We start from the raw sequence: 12,377 nt of genomic DNA on the forward strand, positions 1-12,377 counted from the left end.
CGCGCGCCTGCCTTACCATTCGGCGGTCATTTATGGAAGATCCGTATGTTGCCTTCAAGCCCCGCCCGTCTGCGACGTCTGCTCCCCCTCACCGCCCTCGCCCTGCTGCTGGGCGCCTGTGACAGCAAGCCGCCCGAGGAACAAAAAGCCCCCGCGCCGAACGTCACGGTGGAAACCGTGCGGGTGCAGCCGCTGGCCATCAGCAGCGAACTGTCCGGGCGCATCCAGGCGCCGCGCATCGCCGAAGTCCGCGCCCGTGTGGCCGGTGTGGTGCTCAAGCGCGAATACCGCGAAGGCAGCGACGTGAAACAGGGCGACGTGCTGTTCCGCATCGACCCGGCGCCGTTCCAGGCCGACTTCGACAGCGCCCGCGCCGCCCAGGCCAAGGCCGAGGCGACGCGCTACCAGGCGCGCCTGCAAGACCAGCGCTATGCCGAGCTGATCGAGATCAACGCGGTCAGCCGCCAGGACCGCGACAACGCACGCGCCGCAATCATGCAGGCCGACGCTGATGTTGCCGCGGCCAAGGCCGCCGTCGAACGGGCGCGGCTGAACCTGGGCTATGCCACGGTGACCGCGCCGATTTCCGGCCGGGTCGGCCGCGCGCTGGTTACCGAGGGCGCGCTGGTCGGCCAGAACGAATCAACGCCGCTGGCGATCATCCAGCAACTGGACCCGATCCACGCCGACCTCACCCAGTCCACCCGCGAGATCAACGCCCTGCGCCGCGCACTGCGGGCCGGCGAGTTGCAGCAGGTCGGCCAGGACCAGGCGAAAGTCACCCTGATCCAGGACGACGGCACGCCCTACCCGCTGGCCGGCAAACTGCTGTTCTCGGACATCAGCGTCGACCCGGGCACCGGGCAGATCACCCTGCGCAGCGAATTCCCCAACCCGGACCTCGACCTGCTGCCCGGCAGTTTTATCCGCGTGCGCCTGGAACAGGCGGTCCAGCCCCAGGGCATCAGCGTGCCGCAACAGGCCATCCTGCGTGACAGCGCCGGCCAGCCGCGAGTGCTGCTGGTGGACGCCGAGCAACGCATCGCCGAACGCGCGGTGACGCTGGGCAGCGCGCAGAACAACCGCTGGATCGTCAGCGACGGCCTGAGCCCCGGCGACCGCGTGGTGACCGAGGGCCTGCAGCACGTCAAGGCCGGCGACCCGGTTCAGATCACGCCGGGCGCCGCGGGTGACCAACCCATCGTCCAGACCACCGGCCAGTGAGGGCCTGATTCATGCCGCAGTTTTTCATTGATCGCCCGGTGTTCGCCTGGGTGGTCGCGCTGTTTATCCTGCTTGCCGGCGCGCTGGCGCTGCCCAAGCTGCCGGTGGCGCAGTACCCCAACGTGGCGCCGCCGCAGGTGGAAATCTACGCCGTCTATCCGGGCGCCTCGGCCCAGACCATGGATGAAAGCGTGGTCAGCCTGATCGAGCAGGAACTCAATGGCGCCGATCACCTGCTCTATTTCCAATCGCAGAGCAGCCTCGGCAGCGCCACCATTACCGCCACCTTCGAACCCGGCACCAACCCGGAACTGGCTCAGGTCGATGTGCAGAACCGCCTGAAGATCGTCGAGTCGCGCCTGCCCCGCGCCGTCACTCAACAGGGCCTGCAGGTGGAAAAAGTCTCCACCGGTTTCCTGTTGCTGGTGACCCTCACCGCTGACGACGATCGCCTCGACGAAACCGCCCTGAGCGACTTCCTCGCGCGCAACGTGATGAACGAGATCCGCCGCCTTGAAGGTGTCGGCAAGGCGCAGTTGTATGGCTCCGAGCGGGCCATGCGGATCTGGATCGATCCGCAGAAGCTGATCGGCTTCAACCTGACGCCCGAGGACGTCAACAACGCCATCGCCGCGCAGAACGCTCAGGTCGCGCCGGGCAGCATCGGCGACCTGCCGGGCCGCTCCGGTCAGGAAATCACCGCCAACGTGCTGGTCAAGGGCCAGTTGTCGAGCCCGGAAGAGTTCGCCGCCATCGTCCTGCGCGCCAACCAGGACGGCTCCAGCGTGACCATCGGCGATGTCGCCCGGGTCGAGATCGGCAGCCAGGAATACCAGTTCGGCACCCGCCTCAACGGCAAGCCGGCCACCGCCTTCAGCGTGCAACTGGCGCCCGGCGCCAACGCCATGCAGACCGCCGACCTGGTGCGGGCGAAGATGGAGGAGCTGTCGCGCTACTTCCCGCCGGGCGCGACCTGGTCGATCCCTTACGACACCTCGCCGTTCGTCAAGGTCTCCATCACCCAGGTGATCAACACCCTGGGCGAAGCCATGGTGCTGGTGTTCCTGGTGATGCTGCTGTTCCTGCAGAACATCCGCTACACGCTGATCCCGACGCTGGTGGTGCCGGTGGCGCTGATGGGCACCTTCGCCAGCATGCTGGCGCTGGGTTTCTCGATCAACGTGCTGACCCTGTTCGGCATGGTGCTGGCCATCGGCATCCTGGTGGACGACGCCATCGTCGTGGTGGAGAACGTCGAGCGGATCATGATGGAAGAAGGCCTGCCGCCGCGTGAGGCGACCCGCAAGGCGATGGGCCAGATCAGCGGCGCGATCATCGGTATCACCCTGGTGCTGGTGGCGGTGTTCCTGCCGATGGCCTTCATGAGCGGATCGGTGGGGGTGATCTACCAGCAATTCTCCATGTCCATGGCGGTGTCGATCCTGTTCTCGGCCTTCCTCGCCCTGAGCCTGACCCCGGCGCTGTGCGCCACCCTGCTCAAACCGGTGGCCAAGGGCGAGCACCACGAACGTCGCGGCCTGTATGGCTGGTTCAACCGCCGTTTCGAGTCGATGAGCAACGGCTACCAGCGCTGGGTGGTCCACGCCATCGCCCGCAGCGGTCGCTACCTGCTGCTGTATGCCGTGCTGCTGGGCGTGCTGGTGATGAGTTTCAGCCAGTTGCCGTCGTCGTTCCTGCCCACCGAGGACCAGGGCTACACCATCACCGACGTGCAGTTGCCGCCCGGTGCCAGCCGCGAACGCACCGAGCAGGTGGCGGCGCAGATCGAGGCGCACAACGCCGCTGAACCGGGCGTGGGCGACACCACGGTGATCCTCGGTTTCAGTTTCTCCGGCAACGGCCAGAACGCCGCGCTGGTGTTCACCACGCTCAAGGACTGGTCCGAACGCAGCGCCAACGACGCCGCCGCGGCGATCGCCGAGCGCGCGACCATCGCCTTCAGCCAGTTCAAGAACGCCATCGCCTACTCGGTGCTGCCGCCTCCGGTGGACGGCCTGGGCACCTCCACCGGCTTCGAGTTCCGCCTGCAGGACCGTGGCGGCCTGGGCTACAACCGCTTGATGGCCGCCCGCGACCAACTGCTCGCCGCCGCGGAAAAGAGCCCGGTGCTGGTCAACGTGCGCGAAAGCGCCCTGGCCGAAAGCCCGCAGGTGCAACTGGAGATCGACCGCAAGCAGGCCAACGCCCTGGGCGTGTCTTTCGCCGATATCGGCACGGTGCTGAATACCGCGGTGGGTTCCAGCTACGTCAACGACTTCCCCAACCAGGGCCGCATGCAGCGGGTGGTGGTGCAGGCCGAGGGCGACCGCCGCAGCCAGGTCGAGGACCTGCTGAAGATTCATGTGCGCAACAGCAGCGACAAGATGGTTCCGCTGGCCGCCTTCGCCCGCGCCCAATGGGTGTCCGGGCCGGTGCAACTGACCCGCTACAACGGCTATCCGGCCATCGCCGTTAGCGGCGAACCGGCGCCGGGCTACAGCTCCGGCGACGCCATGGCCGAGGTCGAACGGCTGGTGGGCGAACTGCCGCTGGGCTTCGGCCTGGAATGGACCGGGCTGTCATTGCAGGAGCGTTTGTCCGGCAGCCAGGCGCCGTTGTTGATGGGCCTGTCGTTGCTGGTGGTGTTCCTCTGCCTGGCGGCGCTGTATGAAAGCTGGTCGATCCCGACCTCGGTGCTGCTGGTGGTGCCGCTGGGGATTCTCGGCGCGGTGCTCGCGGTGACCCTGCGCGGGCTGCCCAACGATGTGTTCTTCAAGGTTGGCCTGATTACCCTGATCGGCCTGTCGGCGAAGAACGCCATCCTGATCATCGAGTTCGCCAAGAGCCTGGTGGATCAGGGCCACGACCTGGTGGACGCCACGGTGCAAGCCGCGCGCCTGCGCCTGCGGCCGATCGTCATGACCTCGCTGGCGTTCATCCTCGGCGTGGTGCCGCTGGCCATCGCCACCGGCGCCAGCTCGGCCAGCCAGCAGGCGATCGGCACCGGGGTGGTCGGCGGCATGCTCAGCGCCACGCTCGCGATTGTGTTCGTACCGGTGTTCTTCGTGGTGGTGATGCGCCTGACCGGCTACCGCCGCAACAAGGCCGAGGCCGCGTCGGCCAGCGTCAGCGAAAGCTGATGGACAGCCCGGCGGCGCTCATGGGAAGGTGGCGGACCCTGTCCGACGGAAACACTTCGCAATGAGCGCCGCCCCTCTTCCGCCCTGTTCGATCCTGATCCTGGCCGGCGGTCGCGGCCAGCGCATGGGCGGCCAGGACAAGGGCCTGCTGCCCTGGCGCGGCACGCCGCTGGTCGCCCACCTGCACGCGGTGGTGCGCCCCCTCAGTGATGACCTGATCATTTCCTGCAACCGCAACGCCGACACCTACCGGCTATACGCCGACACCCTGGTCCACGACCACGAGCCGGATTTTCCCGGCCCGCTGGCCGGCGTCCTGGCCGGGCTCGCGGTGGCGCGGCATGAGTGGTTGCTGGTGCTGGCCTGCGATGCGCCGCAAGTGGACGATGGGTTGCTGACGTCGATGCGGGCCCTCGCCGCAACGCACAACACCTCGGTGATGGTGCGCCAGGCCGGTCAATGGCAGCCGATGTTCAGCGTGATCCCGCGGGCCCTGCGCGAATCCCTGGCGGACGCCTGGGATGCCGGTGAACGCAGCCTGTTGCGAGTGTTGCGCAGCGGGCCGCTAGTGGCCCTGGACTGTGCCGAGGACGATCCGCGGCTGGCCAACTTCAACACGCCGCTGCACCTCGACGGCTCCGCTTCAGCGCAGCCGTGAGCGGATCTGCAGGCAGGTGTCGAGCACTTGCTGCTTGTTCTGCGGCGCCAGCGCCAACTTGTCCTGCATCCTGTCGAACAGCCGCGCCGCCTCGACCTTCAGGTCGCGGCCCTTGTCGGTGAGCAGCACCTTGCGCCGGCGGCGGTCGCCCGGGTCCAGGTAGACCGTGATGAACCCGGCCTCGCCCAGGCGACGGATGATCGGCGTCAGGGTGCCGAGGTCGAACAGGGTCACCGCGCTCAAGGCGCTGATGGACAGGTCGTCCTCGCCCCACAGGCCGATCAGCACCAACAGTTGCGGGTAGGTCACGCCATGCCGGCGCAGCGGTTCGCCATAGTCACGGACCATGGCGTTGGCCGTGGAATACAGGGCGAAACAGAGCATGCTGTCGAAATCAAAGTGCGGTTCCTCAAGGGTTGTTTCGGCGGCTGTCATTGTCCATCTCCCTGCATCTGCTCGTTACGTGCCCATTGTTGCAACAGGGTGAAGTCCACCCGACCACTACCGGTGCTGGGCAACACGCCTCTGAACGTGACCCCTTGCGGCACCTGCCAGGCGGTCAATCCGGCCCGGCATCGCTCCAGCACTTCACCGGGGCTTGGCGGCCCGTTGCTGTCCGGCACCACGAAAGCCCACAGCCGCTCGCCGGCCACGGGGTCGGCAATGCCCACCACCGCGGCGTCCTGCACGCCCTCGAGGGCATGCAGAAAACTCTCCACCTCCACTGGATTGACCCGCACGCCGTCGCAGGTCACCAGGCGCTGGATCGCGCCATGGAAATACAGATAACCGTCCTCGTCGCGACTGCACAGGTCGCCGGTGTGCAACACGCTCTCGCCGGGCTCGACGCCGGGCTTGAGGCGCTGCGCCGTGGCCACCGGATTGCGCCAGTAACCGGGCATCATCGACGGACTGCGAATCACCAGTTGGCCCATGCGGTCCGGCTGGAGAACGTCGCGGCCCTCCTCGTCAATCAGCCAGACCTCGGTGTCGGGCACCGGAATCCCCAGGCTGCCCGGCTTGCCGTGGACATCTTCGGCGGGCAGGTAGGCGCAGCATTTGCACTCCGGCAGGCCGTACAGCGTGCAGATCTGCGCCGTGGGAAACAGCGTGCCGATCCGTGCGACCTGACGCCGCCGCAACCCAGTGCCGCCGTTGGTGACCAACCGCACCGCGGGAAAGCAGATACCGCGCCGGGCCGCGTGCTCGTGCAACAGCATCAGGGTGTTGGCGACGAAGGGCACCACGCTGACTTCATGCCGCTCGATGCTCTCAACCAGGTATATCGGCCAGGCAAACGCTTTCTCCAGTACCAGAGTGGCGCCAGCATCCAGCGCCATCAGCATCTGGTACAGGCCGTAGTCCGAGGACAGCGGCAAGCAGCACAGCACGTTGTCGCTGACCTGATAGGCCAGGTTGCGCCGCAACGACCCGAGTGCCGCGAGCATGTTGCGGTGGGTGACCATAATCCCGCGTGGCGCCCCCGGAACGTCGTCGGGATAGAAAATGGTCGCCAGGTCCTGTTCCTGCGGCGGCATCGCCGATGCGCACCACGCCTCCTGGCCGAGCAGGCTTTCAAAGGTGCGGGTGGCCTTGGCATCCGGCTCGCCGTCGAGCAGGACGATGCTGCGCAGGTGCGGCAGCCCGGCGATGCTGACCGGCAGGCCGGCCAGGGTGGCGCAAGTGGTGATCAGCACCGTGGCTTCGCAGTCGCGCAGGATGTAGTCGAGGTGACTGGCGCTGACCTGCGGCTCGACATTGACCACCACCCCGCCGGCCTTGAGTACGCCCCAAAAAGCACAGATCGTTTCGATGCGGTTGCCCAGGCACAACAGCACCCGGTCTTGCGTGCGCAGACCGACCCCCAGCAGCCCGCCGGCCAGTCGCTGGCTGGCGTCTTCCACTTGCGCGTAGGTGTAGGTCTCGCCGGCGTAAATGATCGCCGCCTTGCCCGGATACCGCCCGTTGCTGTCGTCCAGGACCTGTTGCAGTCCGCCCGGCCGGCTCATGGCGCAGCCACCACGGCATCGGCGTGGCTAAACCCAGCCCACTCCCTGGCATCAAATGCCCTGACTTTTGCCAAGACTGCGTCCATGCGAAACCCTTCAACGGATACGTGAAAAATGAAAAGCGACGGCCTCTGGTGGAGGATTGCAAAAAGCCCGATCGCGCTCGCTTTTTTTCTAAGATGCCGCATCCGAAACAATATAGCCAGTTGCCATTGGCGGCGAATAAATGGCGTCAAGGAATGGCTGTAGCCCGCGTGTTACGGGCTATGCGGGAAAATACTGACGGCTTGGACAGGCATCCGTTTGGATGGTTTTGAATGAAGGTCAGGGGATGGCCGGAAAGTGCTTGTCGAAAGACCGAGCAATGGCTACCAAGTGCATGTCGAGAGTCTTTTAGCGCTCTCACGATCGAGCGCCGCCCGCGCGGCGCATCGCGGATGAATCCGCTCCTACATTTTTTGCAACGTACCTATGCCTGTCAGGCCATGGTTGACCGCCTTGGTGGTTCGGCTCAATTTCAAGGCTGGCGCCTCAGCCGCCCCGCACTCTCCCGCCATGCACCAAGGCTGGCAACGCCAATCCCACAGGCCATGGCGCGTTGCAACAAATGTAGGAGCGGATTCATCCGCGATGCGCCGCGCGGGCGGCGCTCGATCTCAAGGGCACTAAAGACCTGTCGGCTAGCACACAGCGGCCATCACCGGTTCCGCTGAGAGGCGGCTCGTGACCTTTACACAACCCTGAGAAGTGTAGATACCCTTCCAACAATGAAGCCGAAACTCAACCCAACCGATGCCAGCTCCTGCGCTCCCGCCCAAGCAACTCATCCCCCGCCGCAGGGCCATCCTCACCCGCCGGGTATTCATGAACCTCGCCGCCGTCCTTCCAGGCATCGAGAAACGGCTGCACCGCCCGCCAGCCGTTCTCGATGTTGTCGGCGCGCTGGAACAGGGTCTGGTCGCCGATCAGGCAGTCATAGATCAAGGTCTCGTAGCCGGTCGCCGGGCGCATCTTGAAGAAATCCTTGTAGGCGAAGCCCAGCTCGACGTTCTCCATCGCCAGCGCAGGCCCGGGACGCTTGGCCTGCAAATCGAACCACATGCCTTCGTTGGGCTGGATCTGGATCTTCAGGTAGTTGGGCTTGGGCCGTTCGGCATCGCTGTCGCGAAACTGCGCGTAAGGTGCCGGCTTGAAGCAGATGGCAATCTCGGTGTCGCGCACACTCATGCGCTTGCCGGTGCGCAGGTAGAACGGCACGCCAACCCAGCGCCAGTTGTCGATCATCACCTTCAAGGCCACATAGGTTTCGGTCTGGCTGTCCGCCTCCACGCGCGGCTCCTGGCGATAGCCCTTGAGCTTCTTGCGCCCAAGCTTGCCGGCGCTGTACTGCCCGCGCACCGAGTTCTTCAGCGCCATGGCTTTCGACCAGGGCCGGATCGCGCCGATGACCTTGGCCTTTTCGCTGCGCACCGCATCGGCGCCGAAGGCGGCCGGCGGTTCCATGGCGACCATCGCCAGCAACTGGAACAGGTGATTCGGCACCATGTCGCGCAAGGCGCCGGTGCCGTCATAGAAACCGCCGCGCTCTTCCACGCCGACGGTTTCCGCCGCGGTGATCTGCACATGGTCGATGTAGTGGTTGTTCCAGAACGCTTCGAACAGGCCGTTGGAAAAACGGCTGACGAGGATGTTCTGCACCGTCTCCTTGCCCAGGTAATGGTCGATTCGGTAGATCTGCTTTTCGCTCATGACGCTGAGCAGGCGGGCATTCAGCAGTTCCGCGCTGGCGAGGTCCGAGCCGAACGGTTTTTCGATCACCACCCGGCGAAAGCCATCGCGCTCGTCCAGCAGCCCGGCGCCGCCGAGGCGCTGCACCACATCGGCGAAGAAGCGCGGCGAGGTCGCCAGGTAGAAGATCGCGTTGCCATTGCGGGACTTGTCGATGTGCCGGGCGATGCCCTGGTAGGTGGCGTCGTCGAGAAAGTCCCCGGTCAGGTAATCGATACGCTTTGCCAGTTTGGCCCAGCGCTTCGGGTCCAGGCACTGCGCGCCCTCGCCCGCCGCCTTGTCGCGTTCGTGCATGAAGGCTTCCAGGCGGGCGGCGAATTCAGGGCCGCTGGCGGTGTTGTGATCGACGCCGACGATACGCAGATTGCGGTCCAGCAGGCCGTCGCGGCTCAGGTTGTAGAGGGCCGGCATCAACAGGCGCTTGACCAGATCGCCATTGGCGCCAAACAGGAACAGGGTGCAAGGTGGGGCGGTTTCGACGTTGTATTCATTCATTCGGAACGCTCGACATGCCCGCCAAACCCGAAGCGCATCGCCGACAGCAGGCGATCGCCATAGGTGCCCTGCTGCTGTCGCGAACGGAAGCGGGCGAACAGCGCGCTGGACAACACCGGCACCGGCACCGCCTGCTCCACCGCCGCATCGATGGTCCAGCGGCCTTCGCCGCTGTCGTCCACCGCGCCGCTGTAATGGCTCAACTGCGGATCGGCCGCCAGCGCATCAGCGGTCAGGTCAAGCAGCCAGGAGGTGACCACGCTGCCGCGCCGCCAGACCTCGGCGATCTCGGCCAGGTCCAGTTCATAGCGCTGTTCGGGCGGCAACTCCTCGCCGGCCTTGCCGCGCAGGATGTCGAAGCCCTCGGCGTAGGCCTGCATCAGGCCGTACTCGATGCCGTTGTGGACCATCTTGACGAAATGCCCGGAGCCGGCCGGCCCCGCATGGATGTAGCCCTGTTCGGCACGGCCGGTCGGGCCGCTGCGTCCGCGAGTACGCGGGATGTCGCCAACGCCCGGAGCAAGGCTGACGAACAGCGGGTCGAGGTGTTCGATAACCGCCTGTTCACCGCCGATCATCATGCAGTAGCCGCGCTCCAGCCCCCAGACGCCGCCCGAGGTGCCGACATCCACATAGTGCAGGCCTCGCGCGCTCAGCTCGCCGGCGCGGCGGATATCGTCCTTGTAGAAGGTGTTGCCGCCATCGATGATCGCGTCGCCCGCCTCCAGCAGGTCGGCCAGTTGCGCGATGGTCTCTTCGGTCGGGGCGCCTGCCGGCAACATCACCCACACCGCCCGCGGCTTGCCCAGTTGCGCCACCAGCGCCGGCAGGTCCGGCGCGCCTAGCGCGCCCTCCGCCACCAAGGTGTCGATTGCCGCCTGATTGCGGTCGTTCACCACCAGTTGATGGCCATTGCGCATCAGGCGCCTTGCGATATTACCGCCCATGCGGCCCAGCCCCACGATTCCCAGTTGCATGTGCCGACGCTCCGTTCGAAAGGAAGAAATGCCTCATCAGGTGCACAAGGTTAGTCCAGACGACCGGAGGATGGTTTCACGACGAACGGCACGACAGCGACAAACAAAAAAGTTCCACCCGGCGGAAAAAGAATTCAGAATCGCGCCCCGTCAAGCGTCTACGCTTCAGTTCTGTGACAACCCATTTGCGAGGTGCGCAATGCAAACCCTGATGCCGGCAAGCCCACCCCAGACGCTCTACGTCCAGGTTCGCCGTGACGAACTGCAACGTCTGAAGCAGGAACGTGACCAGCTCAAGGAGCAGGTAGCCCGCCTGAACCTGATGCTACAACAGGCCCAGTCGCCCAGCCGGGCCAGCGCCTGATTTCCTCCCTCCGGGCGCAATCACCCTGCATTGCGCCCCGTTAGCCCAGCAACACCGTCAGCCAGTACCCCGCGCCCGCCGTCGCCACCAGCAACAGCAATCCCGCCGATACCCGTGATACCGACGCCCGGTAACGCTGCGCCAGGCTGTGCCGCATCAGGCCGATGTACAGCGCCAGAATGCTCAGGTCCACGATCAGCCACAGCAGTGCCAACAACCCGATGCTGGTGCCGAACGATTCGGTCACCGGGATGAACTGCGGGAACAGGGCCACGAAAAACAGAATGTCCTTGGGGTTGGAGATACCGATCACGAAGCCTTGCCACCAGCCGCTGGCGCGCGGGGCCACGCCCGTCTCGGTGCTGGCGGAATCGCGCAAGCCGCTGAAACCCAGCCAGCCGATAAACAGGCAACCCAGCAGGCCGCCCCATTGCAGCAAGTGCGGGCTGATCGCCAGGCTGCCCGCCAGCACCGCCGCAGCAGCCGCGACCAGAATCAACGATGCGGCGTTGGCGCCCAGCGCGGTTTTCACCGCCGTGGCGGTGCCGGCGCGGCTGCTGGTGTCCAGCACCAGCAGCACCACCGGGCCGGGTGTGGCGATCAACAGGATGACAGTGCCCAGGTAGGCGATCAGCAGCGGTGTGTTCATGTCTGACTCTCGTAGCGGTGAATCCGCGCATTCTGGGCAGAGAGTGCTGCCTTGAAAAACGCAAAAAGCGCTGGCCTACTATGACTCAAACTCATCATGAGCCTTCGCCATGGCTGACCGCCTGCCCCCGCTGTATGCCCTGCGCGCCTTCGAGGTCGCCGCCCGCTCCTGTTCCTTCACCCGCGCCGCCGATGAACTGGCCCTGACCCAGAGCGCCATCAGCCGACACATCCGCAGCCTGGAAAGCCACCTGGGCTGCCGCCTGTTCGAACGGCACGGCCCGCGCCTGCGCCTGACCGACGCCGGGCAACGCCTCGCCCGCCAGCTCAACGCTGGCTTCAGCCTGATCGAGCAAGCGTGCCAGCCGTTTCGCGGCGCAGGCCGGCAACTGCGCCTGAAAGCCCCGTCGACCCTGACCATGCACTGGCTGCTGGGCTGCCTGGAGCATTTCCGGCAAGACCCGCAACACGTCACCGTGCAACTGGCCAGCGTGTGGATGGACCAGGACGCCGTGGATTTTTCCAGCGAGCCCTACGATTGCGCGGTGCTGCTGGGCAATGGCCATTTCGGCGAGCAGGTGCAGAGTTGCAAGCTGTTCGAGGAGTGGCTGATCCCGATCTGCGCGCCGGCGCTGCTGGGCGATACGCCCTGGGATGCCCAACGCCTGGGCAGCGCCGCGCTGGTGCACCCGTCCAGCGACCGCCGCGACTGGCAGCGCTGGCTGCGCGGCAGCGGACTGGCGACGGACATCGACCTGACGCGCGGCATCTGCTTCGACACCCTCGACCAGGGCATGGCCGCGGCCATGGCCGGACATGGGCTGTCCGTCGGCGACCTGGCGCTGATCGGCGCCCATTTGCGTGATGGCCGGCTCGCGTTGCCGTTTCCTCAGGCGGTGGCGACCGGCGATGCCTATTACCTGGTCTGGCCGGCAGGCAGCGCCTGGCAGGACAGCCTCGCCACGCTGCGCGACTTTCTGCTCCTGCAGTGTCCCGATACTGATCCGCCGGGCGTGGAGCGCCGTTCGGTCGCGTGAGCCGGCAACCCTGCACGCGCCGGTTCATACTGGCGAC

Annotated in this window: 10 protein-coding genes; 5 read left to right on the forward strand and 5 right to left on the reverse strand. The window is 65.9% G+C overall.

The annotated features are described in order from the left end of the window. Nucleotides 1–45: 45 nt before the first annotated feature. The 3 genes from CKW37_RS07240 (at nt 46) to mobA (ending at nt 5,022) form a co-directional block, all read left to right on the forward strand. Nucleotides 46–1,224: an efflux RND transporter periplasmic adaptor subunit gene (locus tag CKW37_RS07240; RefSeq protein WP_095155005.1), complete on the forward strand. Its 1,179-nt coding sequence runs from the start codon at nt 46–48 to the stop codon at nt 1,222–1,224. Nucleotides 1,225–1,235: 11 nt separating this feature from the next. Beyond that, nucleotides 1,236–4,364, forward strand: a complete 3,129-nt coding sequence (locus tag CKW37_RS07245; RefSeq protein WP_095155006.1) for an efflux RND transporter permease subunit — start codon at nt 1,236–1,238, stop codon at nt 4,362–4,364. Nucleotides 4,365–4,425: 61 nt separating this feature from the next. Further along, nucleotides 4,426–5,022: a molybdenum cofactor guanylyltransferase MobA gene (gene mobA / locus CKW37_RS07250; RefSeq protein WP_095155007.1), complete on the forward strand. Its 597-nt coding sequence runs from the start codon at nt 4,426–4,428 to the stop codon at nt 5,020–5,022. Here mobA and CKW37_RS07255 read toward each other — a convergent pair. The 4 genes from CKW37_RS07255 to gnd all read right to left on the reverse strand — a co-directional run bounded on the left by CKW37_RS07255 (nt 5,008) and on the right by gnd (nt 10,291). Then, nucleotides 5,008–5,457, reverse strand: coding sequence for a MarR family winged helix-turn-helix transcriptional regulator (locus CKW37_RS07255; RefSeq protein ID WP_095155008.1), 450 nt, complete (start codon nt 5,455–5,457; stop codon nt 5,008–5,010). The two genes, mobA and CKW37_RS07255, sit on opposite strands and share 15 nt — an antisense overlap. Further along, a complete protein-coding gene (locus tag CKW37_RS07260; RefSeq protein WP_095155009.1) occupies nt 5,454–7,031 on the reverse strand; it encodes a class I adenylate-forming enzyme family protein in 1,578 nt (525 codons plus the stop codon). The genes CKW37_RS07255 and CKW37_RS07260 overlap by 4 nt, the downstream gene beginning before the upstream one ends. Nucleotides 7,032–7,811: 780 nt before the next feature. Beyond that, on the reverse strand, nt 7,812–9,314 hold the full coding sequence (gene zwf / locus CKW37_RS07265) for a glucose-6-phosphate dehydrogenase (RefSeq protein WP_095155010.1): 1,503 nt from the start codon (nt 9,312–9,314) through the stop codon (nt 7,812–7,814). Beyond that, nucleotides 9,311–10,291 (reverse strand): phosphogluconate dehydrogenase (NAD(+)-dependent, decarboxylating), encoded by a 981-nt coding sequence (gene gnd, locus CKW37_RS07270; RefSeq protein ID WP_095155011.1) that lies wholly within the window; start codon nt 10,289–10,291, stop codon nt 9,311–9,313. Before gnd ends, zwf begins: the two co-directional genes overlap by 4 nt. A gap of 199 nt (nt 10,292–10,490) precedes the next feature. Between gnd and CKW37_RS32945 the strand changes: the two genes are divergently transcribed. After that, nucleotides 10,491–10,655, forward strand: a complete 165-nt coding sequence (locus CKW37_RS32945) for a DUF6026 family protein (protein WP_175650522.1) — start codon at nt 10,491–10,493, stop codon at nt 10,653–10,655. A gap of 40 nt (nt 10,656–10,695) precedes the next feature. Here the strand turns inward: CKW37_RS32945 and CKW37_RS07275 are convergent, their stop codons facing one another. Next, nucleotides 10,696–11,304 carry a LysE family translocator gene (locus CKW37_RS07275; RefSeq protein ID WP_095155012.1) on the reverse strand — a complete coding sequence of 203 codons (609 nt, stop codon included), beginning with the start codon at nt 11,302–11,304 and terminating at the stop codon, nt 10,696–10,698. 109 nt (nt 11,305–11,413) lie between these two features. Between CKW37_RS07275 and CKW37_RS07280 the strand changes: the two genes are divergently transcribed. Continuing rightward, on the forward strand, nt 11,414–12,340 hold the full coding sequence (locus tag CKW37_RS07280; protein ID WP_095155013.1) for a LysR substrate-binding domain-containing protein: 927 nt from the start codon (nt 11,414–11,416) through the stop codon (nt 12,338–12,340). The last annotated feature ends 37 nt before the right edge of the window (nt 12,341–12,377 follow it).

The sequence above is a fragment of the Pseudomonas sp. Irchel 3E13 genome, assembly GCF_900187455.1.
Lineage (GTDB): Bacteria > Pseudomonadota > Gammaproteobacteria > Pseudomonadales > Pseudomonadaceae > Aquipseudomonas.

What these genes read in the sequence shown, in the direction of transcription:
- CKW37_RS07240 (WP_095155005.1), top strand. Translation starts at nt 46, where the DNA reads ATGTTGCCTTCAAGCCCCGCCCGTCTGCGACGTCTGCTCCCCCTCACC.
- CKW37_RS07245 (WP_095155006.1), top strand. Translation starts at nt 1,236, where the DNA reads ATGCCGCAGTTTTTCATTGATCGCCCGGTGTTCGCCTGGGTGGTCGCG.
- mobA (WP_095155007.1), top strand. Translation starts at nt 4,426, where the DNA reads ATGAGCGCCGCCCCTCTTCCGCCCTGTTCGATCCTGATCCTGGCCGGC.
- CKW37_RS07255 (WP_095155008.1), bottom strand. Translation starts at nt 5,457, where the DNA reads ATGACAGCCGCCGAAACAACCCTTGAGGAACCGCACTTTGATTTCGAC.
- CKW37_RS07260 (WP_095155009.1), bottom strand. Translation starts at nt 7,031, where the DNA reads ATGAGCCGGCCGGGCGGACTGCAACAGGTCCTGGACGACAGCAACGGG.
- zwf (WP_095155010.1), bottom strand. Translation starts at nt 9,314, where the DNA reads ATGAATGAATACAACGTCGAAACCGCCCCACCTTGCACCCTGTTCCTG.
- gnd (WP_095155011.1), bottom strand. Translation starts at nt 10,291, where the DNA reads ATGCAACTGGGAATCGTGGGGCTGGGCCGCATGGGCGGTAATATCGCA.
- CKW37_RS32945 (WP_175650522.1), top strand. Translation starts at nt 10,491, where the DNA reads ATGCAAACCCTGATGCCGGCAAGCCCACCCCAGACGCTCTACGTCCAG.
- CKW37_RS07275 (WP_095155012.1), bottom strand. Translation starts at nt 11,304, where the DNA reads ATGAACACACCGCTGCTGATCGCCTACCTGGGCACTGTCATCCTGTTG.
- CKW37_RS07280 (WP_095155013.1), top strand. Translation starts at nt 11,414, where the DNA reads ATGGCTGACCGCCTGCCCCCGCTGTATGCCCTGCGCGCCTTCGAGGTC.